At 71.3% G+C, this 16,410-nt stretch carries 16 protein-coding genes; 11 read left to right on the top strand and 5 right to left on the bottom strand.

Annotation, left to right across the window (positions count from 1 at the left end; translation table 11 throughout):
* Positions 1-217: 217 nt before the first annotated feature.
* Genes AB0H88_RS06895 through AB0H88_RS06885 form a run of 3 tightly spaced genes read right to left on the bottom strand, consistent with a single transcriptional unit; the run spans position 218 to position 2,958 of the window.
* Positions 218-808, bottom strand: coding sequence for an HAD-IA family hydrolase (locus tag AB0H88_RS06895; protein WP_357642171.1), 591 nt, complete (start codon positions 806-808; stop codon positions 218-220).
* Positions 805-1,410 (bottom strand): response regulator transcription factor, encoded by a 606-nt coding sequence (locus tag AB0H88_RS06890; RefSeq protein ID WP_357642170.1) that lies wholly within the window; start codon positions 1,408-1,410, stop codon positions 805-807. Before AB0H88_RS06890 ends, AB0H88_RS06895 begins: the two co-directional genes overlap by 4 nt.
* 24 nt (positions 1,411-1,434) lie before the next feature.
* Positions 1,435-2,958, bottom strand: a complete 1,524-nt coding sequence (locus AB0H88_RS06885; protein WP_357642168.1) for a carboxylesterase family protein — start codon at positions 2,956-2,958, stop codon at positions 1,435-1,437.
* Positions 2,959-3,087: 129 nt separating this feature from the next.
* On the opposite strand from AB0H88_RS06885, the gene AB0H88_RS06880 reads away from it, so the two are divergent.
* Complete coding sequence (locus tag AB0H88_RS06880; RefSeq protein WP_357642166.1) at positions 3,088-3,906, top strand: DUF4253 domain-containing protein; 819 nt, start codon at positions 3,088-3,090, stop codon at positions 3,904-3,906.
* Positions 3,907-4,084: 178 nt separating this feature from the next.
* Here the strand turns inward: AB0H88_RS06880 and AB0H88_RS06875 are convergent, their stop codons facing one another.
* Together AB0H88_RS06875 and AB0H88_RS06870 are read right to left on the bottom strand one after the other, a co-directional pair.
* Positions 4,085-4,915: an SAM-dependent methyltransferase gene (locus AB0H88_RS06875; protein ID WP_357642164.1), complete on the bottom strand. Its 831-nt coding sequence runs from the start codon at positions 4,913-4,915 to the stop codon at positions 4,085-4,087.
* Between the two features lie 175 nt (positions 4,916-5,090).
* The gene (locus tag AB0H88_RS06870; protein WP_357642161.1) at positions 5,091-6,338 is read right to left on the bottom strand and encodes a Scr1 family TA system antitoxin-like transcriptional regulator; all 1,248 of its coding nucleotides are present in this window, start codon (positions 6,336-6,338) and stop codon (positions 5,091-5,093) included.
* Positions 6,339-6,673: 335 nt separating this feature from the next.
* On the opposite strand from AB0H88_RS06870, the gene AB0H88_RS06865 reads away from it, so the two are divergent.
* From AB0H88_RS06865 to AB0H88_RS06820, 10 genes are all read left to right on the top strand, one after another.
* Positions 6,674-7,333 carry a hypothetical protein gene (locus AB0H88_RS06865; protein WP_357642159.1) on the top strand — a complete coding sequence of 220 codons (660 nt, stop codon included), beginning with the start codon at positions 6,674-6,676 and terminating at the stop codon, positions 7,331-7,333.
* Positions 7,330-8,925: an MFS transporter gene (locus AB0H88_RS06860; protein WP_357642157.1), complete on the top strand. Its 1,596-nt coding sequence runs from the start codon at positions 7,330-7,332 to the stop codon at positions 8,923-8,925. Before AB0H88_RS06865 ends, AB0H88_RS06860 begins: the two co-directional genes overlap by 4 nt.
* Before the next feature lie 209 nt (positions 8,926-9,134).
* Positions 9,135-9,290 (top strand): hypothetical protein, encoded by a 156-nt coding sequence (locus AB0H88_RS06855; protein WP_357642155.1) that lies wholly within the window; start codon positions 9,135-9,137, stop codon positions 9,288-9,290.
* A 30-nt stretch (positions 9,291-9,320) separates the two neighbouring features.
* Positions 9,321-9,518 carry a hypothetical protein gene (locus AB0H88_RS06850; protein ID WP_357642154.1) on the top strand — a complete coding sequence of 66 codons (198 nt, stop codon included), beginning with the start codon at positions 9,321-9,323 and terminating at the stop codon, positions 9,516-9,518.
* Entirely contained in the window at positions 9,518-9,907 is a 390-nt protein-coding gene (locus tag AB0H88_RS06845) for a hypothetical protein (protein ID WP_357642152.1), read from the top strand. The genes AB0H88_RS06850 and AB0H88_RS06845 overlap by 1 nt, the downstream gene beginning before the upstream one ends.
* Positions 9,904-10,632: a hypothetical protein gene (locus AB0H88_RS06840; RefSeq protein WP_357642149.1), complete on the top strand. Its 729-nt coding sequence runs from the start codon at positions 9,904-9,906 to the stop codon at positions 10,630-10,632. The genes AB0H88_RS06845 and AB0H88_RS06840 overlap by 4 nt, the downstream gene beginning before the upstream one ends.
* Positions 10,629-11,810 carry an FAD-dependent oxidoreductase gene (locus AB0H88_RS06835; protein WP_357642147.1) on the top strand — a complete coding sequence of 394 codons (1,182 nt, stop codon included), beginning with the start codon at positions 10,629-10,631 and terminating at the stop codon, positions 11,808-11,810. Before AB0H88_RS06840 ends, AB0H88_RS06835 begins: the two co-directional genes overlap by 4 nt.
* Entirely contained in the window at positions 11,803-12,612 is an 810-nt protein-coding gene (locus tag AB0H88_RS06830) for an aspartate/glutamate racemase family protein (protein WP_357642145.1), read from the top strand. The genes AB0H88_RS06835 and AB0H88_RS06830 overlap by 8 nt, the downstream gene beginning before the upstream one ends.
* Before the next feature lie 5 nt (positions 12,613-12,617).
* Positions 12,618-13,595 carry a porphobilinogen synthase gene (hemB, locus tag AB0H88_RS06825; RefSeq protein ID WP_357642143.1) on the top strand — a complete coding sequence of 326 codons (978 nt, stop codon included), beginning with the start codon at positions 12,618-12,620 and terminating at the stop codon, positions 13,593-13,595.
* Positions 13,596-13,640: 45 nt separating this feature from the next.
* A complete protein-coding gene (locus AB0H88_RS06820) occupies positions 13,641-16,370 on the top strand; it encodes a hypothetical protein (protein WP_357642141.1) in 2,730 nt (909 codons plus the stop codon).
* The last annotated feature ends 40 nt before the right edge of the window (positions 16,371-16,410 follow it).

The following is a 16,410-nucleotide window of genomic DNA, read 5'->3' as shown; positions in this document are numbered from 1 at the left end:
TGTTTTATGCGAGTTGTGTACATCTTTTATGCGGCTTGGATGGGATAACACGCATCCCGTGCAAGCCAATATGCATTGATGGTCGTTCTTCCGATCGCCGCCGCTTGACCTTGTCCCCGGGGAAGACCACATCGTGGTGGGCGACAAGGACGAAGGAGGCGGCGATGGGCTCGGACCATCTTCTGCCGTACCCCCGACGAGGGGCTCCCTCCAGGGACTAGTCGAAGAGCCCGGTGAGCGCGGGAGCCAGGTCGGCGATGCTCCGGTAGTGCACGCCGGTCATCCCCAGTGCCGTGGCGCCCGCCACGTTCTCCAGCCGGTCGTCGACGAACAGGCAGCGCTCGGGCGCGACGCCCGCCAGCTCGGCCGCGAGCTCGTAGATCCTGCGGTCGGGCTTGGCCACCCCCACACGGGCGCTGCTGACCACCGCGTCGGCGAAGTAGGCCAGGCCGAGGCGCTCCAGGTGCTCCTCCAGCGTGTCCATGGCGTTGGTCACCAGCACCACGGGCACCCGCTCCTGCGCCCGCGCCAGCAGCCCCCTGACCTCCTCGTCCACCCAGAACGGCACCGCCGCGAACTCGGCGGCGGCCTGGCGGGCATGCTCGTCGCCGCCCAGCGCCACGACGATGGACTCGACCCACTGGGCCTCGGTGATGTGACCGATCGTGGCGGGGCCGATCAGGTCCGGGTCGAAGGCGGTCTTCCGCAGGGGCAGGCCGTAACGGGCCTCGATATCGGCCTGAACCGCATGGTCGAAATGGCGGAGCACTCCATCGAGATCACAGAGAACAGCGTCAAATGGGGTCACAGCCACCCATTGTGCCGTGCCAGCTGGGCGGCCTCGATCCTGTTCCGGGTGTTCGTCTTGCCGATGGCCGACGACAGGTGGTTGCGTACCGTGCTCTCCGAGAGGTGCAGCCGCGCCGCCAGGTCCGCGATCGTGGCGCCGTCGAGCGCCGCGGCCAGCACCTCGCGCTCGCGGTCCGTGAGCGGGCTGGGCCCGGCGTTCAGCGCGGCCGCGGCCAGAGCGGGATCGAGGATCCGCTCCCCCGCCACCGCCCGCCGGATCGCCGCGGCCAGCTCCTCCACCGGCCCGTCCTTGACCAGGAACCCCGCCGCCCCCGCCTCCATCGCCCGCCGCAGGTAGCCCGGCCTGGCGAACGTCGTCAGGATCAGCACCGCGCACTCCGGCAGCGCGGCACGCAGCACGGGCAGCACGTCGAGCCCGCTGCGGCCGGGCAGCTCGATGTCGAGCAGCGCCACGTCGGGCCGGTGCTCCGTGGCGGCCGGCACGATCGCGTCGCCGGAGGACACCTGGGCGACGATCTCCAGGTCGTCCTCCAGCCCGAGCAGCAGCGCCAGGGCGTCGCGCATCATCCCCTGATCCTCGGCGATCATGACCCTGATCACGACGCCTCCCCTCGCGCTGCGCGTCTACTTCCAGAAGGCCAGCTGGTGCTCGGCAGCGTAGTCGACCGGCCGGACGGCCCCCGGGGCCAGGGACAGGGTGCCGGACGAGACCCGCGGCCAGGCGGGCAGCCCGCGGCCGTTCGGGTCGCCGGTACGGGCGAAGTTCGTCCAGTAGCTCATCATCTGCCCGGACAGCTTCTCCTGGGCGGGCGAGAGCTTGGCCTTGGTCTCCGGGAAGATGTACGGCAGGTCGCTCGCGTGGTAGGCGCCCCAGTCGAAGTCCGCCTCCAGCGGCAGGAACATCGGCGCCTTCCGGTCGGCGAACTCGTAGCCGTAGACCGGCGCCTTCTTGGCCAGCAGGGCGTTCTGCTCATGGGTGGACCGGGCCCACATGCGATCGGTCAACACGGTAGCCCAAGCAATACTCGGCGACTTATAGCGATTTACCGGATATTTCCGGGCAATTCTCTCAGCCTTCGCTCCGAACGCATCTTTTAGCAATTTCCGGTAATCCGGGGAGGTGCCCTGGACGTCGTAATTCATCCCGACAAAGATCCGGTGTTCGTCCTTCGTCGTCCCGGCCAGGACCGGCATCGGGCTGGTGTGCCCCTTCCGCATCGCCTCGGCCGGCGACTCGGGCAGGACGCCGTTGCCGTACGCGTACGACTGGAAGACGTTCATGATCTGCGGGACCTCGAGGATCTTCTTGACCGGCAGCGCGCGCAGGCACGCCAGGTCCGAGCAGCCCAGCTGCTTGGCGTACACCTCTCCTATGGCGCTCACCTCAGCGGCGGGCCGCCACGCGAAGGACGGCAGGGCGGGCACGCCCGGCACCATGCTGTTGGCGGGCATGTCCATCAGGGTCTCGCCGCTCTGCATGATCGCCCGCTGGAACAGGCCCTTGGCACCCGGCGAGGCGAGCTGGCCGCCGATCGACAGCGCGCCGTAGGAGATGCCGAAGGCGGTCACGTTGCCCGGGTCGCCGCCGAAGGCCGCCGCGTTCCGCTTGACCCAGCGCAGCGCCTCCTGCTGGTCCTGCAAGCCGTACGTGCCCGAATCGCGCAGTCCCGGATAGCCGAACCCGCTGAACACGCCGAGCCGGTAATTGATCGTCACGACCACCACGCCCTTGGCGGCCAGCTTCCGGGCGTCGGAGAAGTGGCCCGCGCCGACCGCGCCGTCGCCGTGGATCCACACCATGACCGGTCGCCCCTTCCCGGGGACGGCGGGGGTGGTGACGTTCAGGTACAGGCAGTCCTCGTTGTCGCTGCTGGTCGGCGCGTAGACGCTGCCGACCTGCGGGCACATGGCGCCCGGCTTGGCGGCCTCCCGCACCCCCTGCCACGCCGGCGCGGGCTTCGGCGCCTCCCAGCGCGCCGCCGTGGCGTACTTGATGCCCTGGAACAGGCGGTTCGTCGCGGTCACCGTGCCGCGCACGGCTCCCGACGCAGTCTCGACGACCGCCGGATCCGCGACGGGCCCGGGCTCGCCGACGGAGGTTTCGGCGCACCCCGTGAGGAGTACGGCCAGCGCTAGCAGAATCTTCATACCTCCACGGTCTCGGAGCCGGGGCGCCGGCAGAAGATTCGCCTGTACGGGATCGCCCAGGACAAAAGTCCTGACGCAACGGTCGGCATTACCATCTCCGAGACAGGATTCGGTAGTGAAACGGTGGGCATGAACGATCATCAGCTGCCACGTGAGGTGTGCCAGCTGTTCGCCGACGGCGGCAGAGGGCGGCTCCTGCCGGTCAGCCTGCCCGAGGGCGACGTCGTCTGGCCCGACCCCGGCTACACGCACCAGGGCGAGGCGTCCAGGCCCGCCTTCTGGATGAGCGACGAGGCCGTGGCGGGCGACGACTGGGCCCGGTTCCGCGCCGCCCACGCGCGCAGCGGCCTGTGGCCCGTTCTGCTGGACGAGTCCGCGCAGCCGTGGTCGATCGGCCAGATCGTGCCGGACGAGGCGCTGATGATAGATCACTTCACGGCCGAGGGGTTCATGGCCGAGGTGTGGCAGGAGTGGGTCTCCCAGATGCCGCCGGAGGCCCTGGCGGAGCTGGAGCCGTTCGGCGCGCTCTGTCCGGGTCCCGCCCCGCCGGGGGTGCTGAGGGCCGACCCGAACGCCGTCGCCGACTGGTACGCCCGTGAACTGTCATCCAGGGGCCTGCCGCTCGGCCTGGTCGCCGCGCATCGAGGTGCCGACGCGCTGGCCGTGATGGGCTGGCAGGGGGCTTTGCACCACAACGAGTGGATGGTGCCGCTGGCGGCGGTCGTGCGCAGCTGGGAGGACCGGTTCGGGATTCGCGTGGTGGGGGTCGGCTTCAACACGCTGGAGCTGAGCGTCGCCGCGCCGCCGGTGGAGCCCGAGCACGCGCTGCACGTGGCAGCCGAGCATTGGACCTTCTGCCCGGACAACGTCGTCCAGGGGCCGGGCGATCTCCAGAGCTACGCCGAGCAGATCATCGGGCGGCATTACTGGTCGTTCTGGTGGGACTAGGGCTGGGGTCTCTCGGGAGGGATGCCCCCTCCGGGGGAGACGGTCCGTCGTGGCCGGGGTCCCTGGCGAGGGACACCCCAGCGGAAGAAGACGGTCCGAGGGTCCGGCCGGCGTGTCGGGCCGGGCCCTCGGTCGCGGGCGTCCGTGGGCCGGCCGCGAAGGCGCCGTGGCCGGTGGGTCAGGGAAGGCGGGCCACGGCGCCGTAATTGCCCGACGAGCTCGGCTGGTCCGCGCACACGGAGTCGCCGTCGGGCCGCCAGAGCGGGACCCACACCAGGCCCGGTTCCAGCAGCTCGAGCCCGTCCAGGAAGGTCGCCACCTCCGCACGCGAGCGGATCACGTGTCCCGGCAGCGTCATCGCGAGCAGGTCGTTGATGGCGGGCAGCAGCTCGGCGGGGATTGCGTCGAAGGTGGTCTGCAGGATCGCCAGGTAGCTGCCGTCCACGACGGCGTGGCACAGGCGTTTGATCACGAAGGAGGCCAGCTCGTCGTCGGTGAGGCTGTGGGTGGAAAGGAGCAGCACTCCCACGGGCCGCTCCCAGTCGATGAACCGGGCCACGACCTCGTCGGCGAGCATCTCGTCGATCTGTCGTATGTCGCCCTCCACCACCCGTACGAGGTCGTTGAGGGGCTCGATGGTGACGCGGGCACTGGCCAGTATCAAGGGGTCGTTCTCGACATAGACGACGCGCACATCGGACGCGGCGGACGCGCCACGGGCGACGTCGTGTAACTGGCGTCCGGGCGGCAGCGCGCTGGGCACGCCACTGCCGATGATCAGGAACTGGTCGATGCCGGAGCCGGCCAGGTGGGCGACCACCCGTGCCAGGTAACGCAGAACAGCTCGCGCGGCGGAGCCGGTGACCGGAACCGCCTCGTCGTAACGGCTCACCGCAGCACTGTCAACCTCGAAGTGGTTCTTCCCTCCCGCGGCGGCGTCGAGTATTCGGGTGACACTCGCGCGGGTGGTGTCAAGGTTGGTCAGATTTCGGATAGCACGCTGACGCATTTGAGTGTTGCCCCTTTCCCCTCGCCGTATCTACACGGGAAAGTCGGTCCCACTGACCCCACTCAATTTGGCCCAACAATACCAATGATCCATCAACCTCAGGATCTGACAATACGAAGAACAATATTTGTTGGGAAATATCCATTTCCCGTTTTTCGTGCTAGGGAGTGTCAGATCACCTATGGCTCAGACGGTCACGGTGCGCATACAGCAGCTCGTGCGTCTCGTCGCCCATGGTGGTGGAGACCGACAACTTGGTAAACGCCTGGTGGTAGGCCTCGACCGCGGCCGCGTCGCTGATCACTTCATCGGATTCGATGGCGTGCGCGCAGGCCACATCGGGCTCGAAGGCCTCCGGGAAACGCCACATCGTGAACGAACCGCAACGGGGCAGGAAGATCGGATCGTCGATCGGCACGATGTGCAAGGAGATGTTGGGCCGCTTCGCGTACTCGATCAGCCGGTCGAGCTGAGCGGCCTGCGTCTCGGGGTCGGCGATCGAGCGCAGCAGGACGCTCTCGTCGATCACCGCCCACAGCACGGGTCCGTCGCCGTGGTTCAGCAGGGCCTGGCGGGAGCGCATCAGACGCACCGCCGCGTCGGCCGACGTCTGGCCGAGCCCGGCGCTGCCCGACACCTCGATGGCGGCCCGCGCGTAGGCCTCGGTCTGCAGCAGCGGGGGGACGATCTGGGTCTGGTACGTGCGGATCAGCGACGCCCGCTGCTCCAGGGCGTAGGTGGCGGCCATCCAGACGGGCACGGAGCCGGCGTCGTACCAGGAGGGCGGGCGTTCGCCGCGGGCCAGCGACAGTACGTATTCGCGGGTGGGCGGGGCGGTCACGCCATAGAGGGTGAGCAGGCGCTCGACCGTGACGGGCCCGGGCGCGACGCGGCCCTCCTCTATCGCGCCGATGGCGGCGGCCCCTCTGCCCAGGGAGGTCTCGACCTCCTCCGGCGACATGCGCGTGATCAGCCGCAGGTTACGCAGGCGGTCGCCGAGCGCCTCCCGTTGCGGCGCGGTCAGCGGCGCCGCCGCCTCGGGGATCTCGGCAGTGGCGGGGGGCTGGTCGGGCAGGCCCTCGGCCGCGCGCGCGAGCTCTATCACGCCGCGCAGGACGCTCAGCGACCCGTCGGACAGCCCGGCGGCGGACGCGCCGATGGCGGCGGCCCGCAGCTGGAGTTCCTCGACCGCGCCCGAGTCCGTGGCGTCCTCGCCCAGCAGCCAGCCCACACTCACCTGGAGGCAGGCGGCCAGGGCGCGCAGCACCTGGAGGGTCGGGTTGGTCTGCTTGCCCGTACGCAACTGGCTGACGTAGGCACGGGTGATCGGGATGCCGGCTTCGGTGAGGGCCGCGGCGAGCTGCGCCCCCGTGAACCCGCGCTTGCTCATAGCGAGACCGAGTCGCTCGGCGAAGTTCGCCACTCGTACCTCCCAGCCGCCAGGAACCTCCAGCGTAAAGGAAGCCCGGCTCGCCGTCCCCTGCCCTGCGGGGCGCGAAACTCCGCAAGGGGAGGTCAACATATACGAAAACTGTCAGTTGACACAACGAGCCGCGTACACCCACTATCGTACTGATCGTGGTAAGTGAGACTTGACAGCCGGAGGGTTCTGGAGTGTCTCCGGCGAGGAGGTGGCCGGACGTGACCGTCGATTCCGTCGATTCCAAGGTCCGTTCCTGGTTCTCGAAGAATCCGGCTCCCCCCGCGCAGGCCAGCGTGATCAGACGCGTCTGCGCTCGGGCGGCCCCTGAAAGGAACGTGATCCATGTAGTGGAGCTGCCACTCGGCGGCGTACAGGTCTGGGTGGAGGACACCCCTGACCGCTGGAGCGTGCAACACCGGATGGCCCGCGAGCTGAGGCTCGCCGGATGGCACACGGAGGCGAGCGCCGATCGCCTGCTGGTGCTCGGTTGGGGCGCCGACTGCCTGCACCACCGCGCCCGCATGCTCGCCTCGGCGCTGCGGGGCCGGCTGGCCGACTTCGACCAGACCGCGGTCATGGCCGTCATGATCGCCAACCCGCTGAAGGACCGGGACCTGTCCATCGACGAGATCGTCCTCGAGGTGGAGGAGCAGATCAGCCGTTCGCTGCGCTGGCCTGACCGGCTCGCCGATCTCGACGGCCTCGAACGCACCGCGACCGTGGAGTCGCTGCGGCTCCGGCTGGCGCAGATCGCCGGTCTGGAGGCCAAGGTGGCCCGCCGCTGTGCCGAGCACCTGAGCCTGGCCACGCAGGTCGCCCTCACGCTGGCCGGCGGCGAGGTGTCGACCAGGATCCGCGTGAACGGCCGGGACGTCGGCCTGTCCGAGCGGGTCGTCGCCGCGAGCGTGCCGAACAACAGCCCGGCGCCGGTTCCCGCCGAACCCGTCCCGGCCCCCGTCGAGGCCGAGCTCAGCTACGCGGAGTCGGCACGATGACCTTGACGCCCATCCGCGAGGGCGTCGCCGGTCCCACGATGGTGCCCGCGATGCCGCCGGCTCGCCGGCTCCGGGGGCGATTCGCCGTACTTCGGCTGGTCGCCTCCGGGGTGGTGGTCGCGATCATGGCGGACAGCACCGCGACGACGCTGGCGATCCCCGTGCTCAGCCGCGACCCGCTGGCGGCCGCCCTGCCGCTGTCCGAGATCACCTGGGTGAGCACGGTCAACTTCGCCGCGGTCGCCGCACTGCTCGCCACCGCCGGACGCTTCGCCGACCTGTTGGGCCGGCGCAGCGTGCTCGCGCTCGGGCTGGCCCTGTACGGGCTGGGCGCGACGACGGTCATCGCCGCCCCGTCCTGGACCCTGCTCCTGGCCGGACGGGTGGCGCAGGGAGTGGGCGCGGCGCTGATGTTCCCCGCCTCGCTGGCGCTGCTGCTCGGCGAGCTGCCCGCCAACCGCCGTGCCGGAGCCATCGCGCTGTGGAGCGCGTCGTCCGGCATCGGGGCCCTGGCCCTGCAGGCGGGCGGTGGCTGGCTGCTGACCGAGTACGGCTGGCGGGGCCTGTACCTGCCCGGCGCGGGACTCGCGGCGGCGCTGCTGATGCTCACCCCCGCGCTGCCCCGCAACCGCGGCACCAGGCAGGGCGTACCCGACCTGTTCGGCGCGGTCCTGCTGATCGGCGCGGTCGCGGGAGCGGTGCTGGCCATCTCCCAGGGCAGCCTGTGGGGCTGGACCTCCGTACGCACGCTGGCGTGCGCGGGAGGCGGCGGGCTGCTCCTGGCCCTGGCCATCGCGATCTCGTGGCGGCATCGCGCCGGAGCGATCGACATGAGCCTGTGGCGGCGTCCCGGCTTCCTGTGGGCCGGTGCCACCTCCTGCATGTACGGAGCCGCATCCTTCGTCGTGCTGGCCATGGGACCGCTCTACCTGCGCAACGCCGAGTTCGACGCGAGCACCATCGGCCTCTGGCTCACCCCGATCTCCATCGCCATGATCGTGTCGAGCCCGGTGGCCGCACCGATCAGCCGGCGCATCGGCATCAACGGCGTCATCTACGGCGGTGCCCTCATCCTCGGCACGGGCTGTGCGCTGATGCTGGCCCAGCCGCACCCGAACCTGTGGTGCCTGCTGGGGGCGGTCATGCTGGGCACTGGGTTCGGCTTCCTGTCCACCGGAACGTTCATGGTCGGCTCGATGGCCGCCGACCCCAGCCAGTACGCCTCGGCGGTCGGCGCGATCAACACCGCGCGCATGCTCGGCGGAGCCATCGGCGTGGCCGGCGCCTCGGTGCTGGTGGACCATCCCATGCTGGCCGGACCGATGCCGGGCTTCTCCACGGTGCTGGTGGCCTGCCTGGCGGTGGCGGTTCTGCTCGGCGTCGCGGCGCTGATCCGCGTAGCCGTCGCGGCCACCAGCAACCGGCCACGCCGTCCCTCCCTGCGCGAAGCGGAGGCGGAGCTGGTCGTGTTGCGCGGCCTGCTCGCCGAGCTCCGCGACAGCTTCGTCCAGGTCCGCAGCGAGGCCGAGCACGAGCTGGCCCGCTTCGGTGTCCGCGATCCGTCCGAGTTCCGGGCCCTTGACCAGCGCTGATAGGAGTGATCATGCTCGCGAACGAGACCCGCAGGCCGTACCCGCACCCCTATGAAGTGCGTTCGCCCAGGCACGTACTGCCGTCCAGTGCGGCGCCCGATACAGACGACACACAGCCCGCGAGCATCCCACGCCAGAGCATCCCTCTACAGACCATTCCTCGACAGGCCATGCCTACGCAGGCTACTCAGGCCATCCCTATGCAGGCCATGCCTACGCACAGCATCCCCACCCAGGCGGCCGCTGTGCCTCCGCAGACCCCGCCCGAGTTGACGGCGCGCACCGTCCATCGGCTTCGTCACATACGGCAGGTGTCGGACCAGGCGATCAGCGTGATCGACCAGGTGCTTCACCACGTGCTCTGAACCCCCCAGGCTCCTTCGCAGGAGGTACTCATGCTCACCATCCAGGTCGAATCCCCAGCAGGACTGGCAGTCGACAGGCAACGGGAGTTCGCCGATACCGTGATCGGGGCAGCGGTGGATCTCCTAGGCGTGGAGCGCGGCGAGATACAGCTCGTCCTCACCGACCGGGACGAGACGCGGGCGCGTCGAGAGGCGGCGTTCTGGGCCGCGGCTTGGTCGGGTTGCTGATGCCCGCCACCTTGACCCGCCCGGCGACCGCCGGCGAGGCCGGGACCGTTCCGGGGATGGCGTTCCGCTGCCCCTACGGTTCCAGAATGGTCCCCACGGTGCCGGTACCGCCTACCGTCCCCGTCGTACAAGCACTGAAGCGCAAGGCGGCCGCCGTCGCGGACGCCGAGCTCGGACGGCTGACCTCCCGTGCCCCCGGCCTGGACGCCGCCGCCCGCGCCGAGATCAGGGACGCCGTCCAGCGAGTGGTCGACGCCTTCCTGTACGAGCCGATCAACCGGGTGACCAGCTATGCCGGCTCCCCCCTGGGAGAGACCTACGCGGACGCCTTACGTGAGCTGTTCTCGCTGGAACTGCCCGCTTTCGGTCCGGCCGGGAGCGCGGGATGAGCCGGGGCCGGGTCGGCGTGTTCGTACCGCCGGCGAACCCGTCGGTGGAGCCCGAACTGGCGCGCCTGTTCGGGTCCCGGGCCGACATGTACGTCAGCCGCTTCCCGGTACGCCCCGGCCTCACCCTGGCGGAGCGGCTGGAGAGCTACAACGAGGTCCTGCCCGCGATGATCTGCTCGTTCGGCGACCTGCCGCTCGACGCACTGGTCATGGCATGCAGCGGCTCGCGATATCTGTTCGCACCCGAGGAAGACCGAGCGAGGTGCGACAAGCTGAGCGGTGAGGCGGGCATACCGTTCGCCTCGGCGACCCTGGCGACGCGGGAGGCGCTGGAGCACATCGGGGCGCAGGAGTTCGTGCTCGTCTCGCCGTATCAGCCCTGGCTCACCGAACTCGCCGAACGCTTCTGGGCTGCGGCCGGTCTGCACGTCTCCCGCGTGATACCGGTCAGGGCGCAGGGCGGCTTCTCACCGTACGACGTCACGCCGAACGAGCTGGTCGAGCAGGTGGAGCAGGCCGGCGTGCCGTCCGACGCGGTGGTGCTGTTCAGCGGCACCGGGATGTCCACGCTGCCCGCGCTGGGCCCCCTGGGCGCCGGAAACGACCGGATCCTGCTCACCTCGAACCTGTGCAGCGCCTGGTGGGCGCTGGCGCACGCGACCGGTCAGCCGGTCACCCTCAGCCGGGTGCCGCACCGCCCGGTGGCACAGGGCCGGCCGTCATGAACGGCGTCACGGTGGTCGGCGCGGGCCCGGTCGGGCTGACCGCGGCGCTCACCCTGGCCCGCGCCGGAGTGCCGGTGACGGTGCTGGAACGGGAGCCGGGCCTCGGCCGCCAGTCGCGCGCCTCGACCTTCCACCCGGCCACGCTCGACCTGCTGGAGGAGCTCGGGATCGCCACCGCGCTGATCGCCCGAGGCCGGGTGGTGGAGCGGGTGCAATGGCGTGACCGGGCGGGCCGGGTGCTGGCCGAGATGCTGATGGGCAGCCTCGACGGCCTGACCCAGCACCCGTTCCGGCTGCACGCCGAGCAGTCCACGCTCACCGCGCTGCTGCTGGAGGCGCTGTCGGCCTACCCGGAGGCGGACGTGCGCTTCGGCACCCCGGTCGACGGAGTGGCCGAGGGCGGCACGGGCGTCCGGCTGCGCATCGGCCGCACGTGGGCGCGGGCCCGCTACGTGGTCGCGGCGGACGGCGCGCACAGCACCGTCCGCAGTTCGCTCGGCCTGCCGTTCCCCCGCTCGGAGTATCCGACGCAGGCGCTGCGGATCTTCACCGACTCACCGCTCGACGCGCTGCTGCCCGGCCTGGCGCCGCTGACCTACATCCGCGACTCCCGGCAGTCGTGCAGCCTGCTGGCGCTGCCCGATCACTGGCGGATCATCCTCAGGATCCCGCACGATGCCCGCGACCCGCTCAATCCCCAGAACGTGGCCAAGCTGCTGTTTCGTGCCCTGCCCACCGAGCAGGCGCCGATCCGCGTGATCGGGGCCGACCGCTACAGCCTGGCCCGCGGCGTGCTGGGCGACTACCGGTGCGGGCGGGTGCTGTTCGCCGGTGACGCCGCCCACCTGACCTCCACGGCCGGCGGCCTGAACATGAACGCCGGCATCCACGACGCCGTCGAGATCGGCCAGGTGCTCGCGGCCGTGCTCGGCGGATTCACCGCACCCGCCGCGCTGGACGCGTGGGCCTGGCGGCGGCGCACCGTACTGGTCAACCGGGTGATCCCGCGCAGCGAGGCGCGGGTGGCCGGCGTACAGGACAGAGACAACACCAAGCTCGCGGCGGCCATGGCGGGACTGCGCGCCATCGCCGGCGATCCGGAGTCCACCCGCGCCTACCTGGCGCAAGCCTCGATGCTCGACACAATGCCCCATCAATCTCACGTGAGGCATGGCTGACATGCGCATCTGGTTCCAGAAACACACCGTCGAGGGTCGTTCCGCGCTGCTGGACAAGCTCTACGCCGAGCACTTATCCAAGATCACCGAACCCGGCACCGAGGTGGAGATCCACACGTTGCCGGCCGACACATACGGCACCGACCTGCCCGAGCACCTGGTCGGCTACGGCCAGCTGGGACTGCTGTTCGGCAACTACTTCGCGCAGACGGCCGTGGCGGCCGAACGCGACGGATGCGTGGCCTGGATCAGCGGCGCGGGGCAGGACCCCGGGCTGGCCGCCGCCCGCTCGCGCGTGTCGATCCCCGTGGTCGGCTACGGCGACGCGGTCTGGCAGGCGGCGCGCATGGAACGCCACCGGCTGGGCCTGATCGGCTTCATCCCGCATCTGGCCGAGCCCATCACCGACAACATCCGGGCGGCGGGCGCCGACCTGGCCTCCTATCAGGTGGTGGAGGACGGCACCACCCTCGTCCAGCGGGCCCTGGCCGAGGACTTCGGGCCGCTGCTGGCCGCGTACACGAAGGCCGCGAAACGGGCGGCGGACGCGGGGGCGCAGTGGCTGGTCCCCGCCGAAGGCATACCGAACGAGATCCTCGTCCACCTAGGGGTGCACGAACTGCACGGCCTGCCGGTGATCGACCCGGACGGGCTGGCGGTCAAGACGGCCGAACACCTGTGCCAGCTGCGCCGGCTCAACATCACCGCGCGCAGCACCTCCGGCTACTGGTTCCGGCTCCCGCCCGCGGACGCCGTCAGGCACGCGGAACGTGTTTTTCTCGGCAAGGTAATCGGAGGCTAGAACCCATGAGCTTCCCCGCAGACCGTCCCCGCCGCCTGCGGCGCACCTCCGCCCTGCGCGGGCTGGTCGCCGAAACGCGGCTGCACCCGGCCGACCTGATCCAGCCCTTGTTCGTCCGCGAAGGACTCGACGAACCCCGAGAGATCCCCAGCATGCCGGGCCAGGTCCAGCACAGCCGCGACAGCCTGCGCAAGGCGGCCTCGGCCGCGGCCACCGCCGGCGTCGGCGGCCTGCTGATCTTCGGCATCCCGGCCGCCAAGGACCCCGAGGGGTACGGCGCCTGGGACCCGTCCGGCATCGCGCAACTGGCCATCGCCGACGTCGCCGCCGAGGTCGGCGACGCCACCGTGGTGATCAGCGACATCAACCTGGACGAATACACCGAGCACGGCCAGGTCGGCGTCCTCGACGCCACCGGCGACGTCGACAACGACGCCACCCTGCGCGCCTACGCCCAGGTCGCCATCGCCCAGGCCAACGCGGGCGCCCACGTGGTGGCCCCGAGCGGCATGATGGACGGCCAGGTCGCCGCCGTCCGCCAGGCGCTCGACCAGGCCGGTCACCATCGGGTGGCGATCCTGGCCTACGCCGCCAAGTACGACTCCGCCTTCTACGGCCCGTTCCGCGACGCCGTCGAATCGCGCCTGACCGGCACCCGCTCGACCGCCCAGCAGGACCCCGCCAACAGCCGCGAGGCGCTGCGCGAGGTGCTCCTGGACATCGAGGAGGGGGCCGACATGGTGATGGTCAAACCGGCGGGCCTCTATCTGGACGTCGTACGCATGGTGGCCGACGCGGTCAACGTGCCGGTCGCCGCCTACCAGACCTCCGGCGAGTACGCGGCGATCGAGGCCGCCGCCGCCCAGGGGTGGCTCATGCGCGACCGGGCCATCCGGGAGAGCCTCACGGCGATCCGCCGGGCGGGCGCCGGGAGCGTGATCACCTACTGGGCTACGGAGATCGCGGAGCAGTTACCCGGCTGAGGCTTCCGGAGGCTCTGCTTTTCGACCAAGGAGGTGGCACGGGTGATGTGGCGGACACTGACCGACGACGTACGCGAGGAAATCCGCGAGCTGTGCGACGAGTACGGATCCCACCTCTATGACTATTGCCGCACGGAGCTCGCCCAGGGCGAGGCCGAGCTGGCGGTCGCCGGGGCGCTGCTGTCGGCGTACGGCCACACGCACCGGGTCGTCGACTCCTCCCTGCTGCGGCCGTGGCTCTATGGGCTGGCCCGGGCGCATCGCGCGGCCGTGGCCGGCCCGGCGAGCATCGGCTCGTGGTCGCGTTCCGGCCGGATGCCGGACCTGCTGCCCGAGGCCCTGCGCGCGCTGGACGGCCCGCAGCGGGAGCTGCTGGACCTGTCCGTACGGCACGGCCTCGCGCATCAGGAGATCGCCGTCATCTTCGATGTGACGCCGCCGGACGTGGACGCCATCGTGACCGAGGCGGCCCGCGGGGTCGAGCGCTGGTTCTCCGCCGTCATCGCCGCGCGGGCGGCCAACGGTTGTGGCCGGCTCGCGGCCAAGGTGACGGCCTGGGCGACGACGCCCACGCGGCGCAACCGGGCCGGCATCAGCCGCCACATTCCCACCTGCCCCACGTGCCGGGCGGCGCCCCGGGCCGTGGTGGCGGCCACACTGCTGCGCGAGCTGCCCATCGCCACCGCTCCCCCCACGCTGCGCGACCGCCTGACGTGGGCCCAGCCGCTTCCGGACGCGGGCGAGCTGTGGCGGGTGGACGGGTTCCCCGTGCAGGTTCGGGGGCTGGTCGAGGCCGCTCCGATGTTGATCTCCCCGATCGCCGACCCCACGGCGGCGATCAGGGGTAGCGCCTGGCCGGCGGCGGGCGCGGCTGCCGCCGGCCAGGAACGCAAACCCCACCGGAGCCATCGCGCCCCCACCCCTGCCCCGCCCCGCTCCAGCACCCCGGCGTCTGCCCCACCCCGCAGCGACGCCCCGACCGCCATCCCGCACCAGCGGTCCGATCCGGATGCGATCGCGGCGGCCCTCGAACACGAGACCACCGTTCCGCTCGCCCGGAAGCCCGCTGCCGGGGTCCTCCCACGGCGCGCTCCGGCCACGGGCCCATCCGCTCCCGGTCTCCTGGCCGCTCCCATCTGTGAGGCGCCTGCCGCTCCCCCGCGTGACGCCCGAACCAGCCCTCCGCCGGAACCGGTCTTGCGGCTCCCCGGGCTGGTCATCGGCGGGCCGCCCGTGCCGAGCGCCCCCATTGGCGACCCGCCCGTGCGCGACGCTTCGAACGGCCAAGCACCGCCCGGCACATCGAACGGCCAGGCACCCCCCAGCACGTCGAACGGCCAGGCGCCGCCCGCAGCGTCCGATCGTGGACCGGCCGGTGCCGGACCGCGTGGTCGTCACCCCTTCGGGGATCGCCAGCGGGACGTCCTGGTGGCCACCGCCCGCGACCGGCAGGGCGTCTTCGTCGCGGCCAGCGGCACCCGCCGGGACACCCCCGCCGCCAGGAGCCGCCCGGCCCCGTCGGCCCCGGGCAGCCGCCGGGACGCCACGACCACGAGCCCGCCCCGGGACGCGACCGCTCCTGGTAACCGCCGGGACACCTCTGTTCCCGACACCCACCGGAACGCCCAGACCGCCACCGCTGGAACCCACCGAAACGGACAGTTCGCCACGACGGGCACTCATCCCGGCGCCCAGAGCGCGACCCCGGCTACGGACGCCCTGATCGCGAGCGCCCAACGGGACGCCCTGATCGCCGCCCCCGGCACCCGCCGGGACCAGCCGTTCCCCATGACGGCGGACGCCCGCGCGGAGGCCCTGTTCACGACCGCGGCCACGCTCCGAGACGCCCTGGTCATGGCCACCGGCGAGCACCGAGACCTGCTGGTCGCGACCCAGAGCATCGACGGCGGCACGGGGAACGACGAGCCGGACGGCCCGGGGTCGGAGTTCTGGCGTGACCGTCCGGACGAGCAGCAGACCGAGTTCTGGCGCAACCGCCCGGGTGAGTACGAGTCCGACGGCCGGTTCTCCATCCGGTCCGTGGCCACAGTGGGGCTGCTGGTCGGCGCCGGGATGCTGGTGGCGAGCCTCGCCTGGTCCGGCATCCAGAGCCGCCACCGCCCCGAGATGCCCGCGACGCAGACCAAGCTGTCAGGACCCGGCAGCGCCCCGGCCGTACCGCCGGGGAGCACCCCCAACGTCATGCTCAACCCCACCGTGGTCCCACCGCCGGCCGACGTGACAGCGGCCCCGACGGCCACTGCCATGCCGTCCACCCCGGACTCCAGGCTGAGCGACACCGCCACCGGCGAGATCCGGCCGCAGAAGGTGGCCCTGGCCGACCCCAGACCACCCGTCGCGAGGCTGTCGCCGTCGTCGATCAACCTGGGCAGCCGCCGTACCGGATCATTCGGGCTGGTCTGTCCGGGCAGCTGCAAGATCAGCGCGGTGTCCGCCCCGAAGGGGATCGCGGTCTCCGCGCACGCGTTCCGCGTCCAGGCGCCCGCGTCGCGGCCCGGCTGCCCGGGGCCGCCCGCCACCGAGTTCGGCAAGGTCACCGTACGGTGGACCGGCACCTCCGGCGGCGACGGCCAGAGCGCGACGGGCCTCGTGCGCGGCAGCGGGACCCTCACCCTGCGCCTGTCCTGGACCGTGGCCAACGCCAAGGGATCGTACGTGGCGGACGGCAAGGGCAGCGGCTACTGGACGAACTGCGGCTGGCCCGCCACCGGCGGCGAGGGAGTCCAGCACCAGCCGCTGCCCGGCTCCGGATGAACCTCTATGTGGTGGCTGGAGGACCCGCCACCACAGCGCG

Source organism: Nonomuraea sp. NPDC050680, assembly GCF_040654555.1.
Lineage (GTDB): Bacteria > Actinomycetota > Actinomycetes > Streptosporangiales > Streptosporangiaceae > Nonomuraea.
Note: the sequence above shows the minus strand (reverse complement) of the source record. Positions and strands in the feature narration are given on the sequence as shown.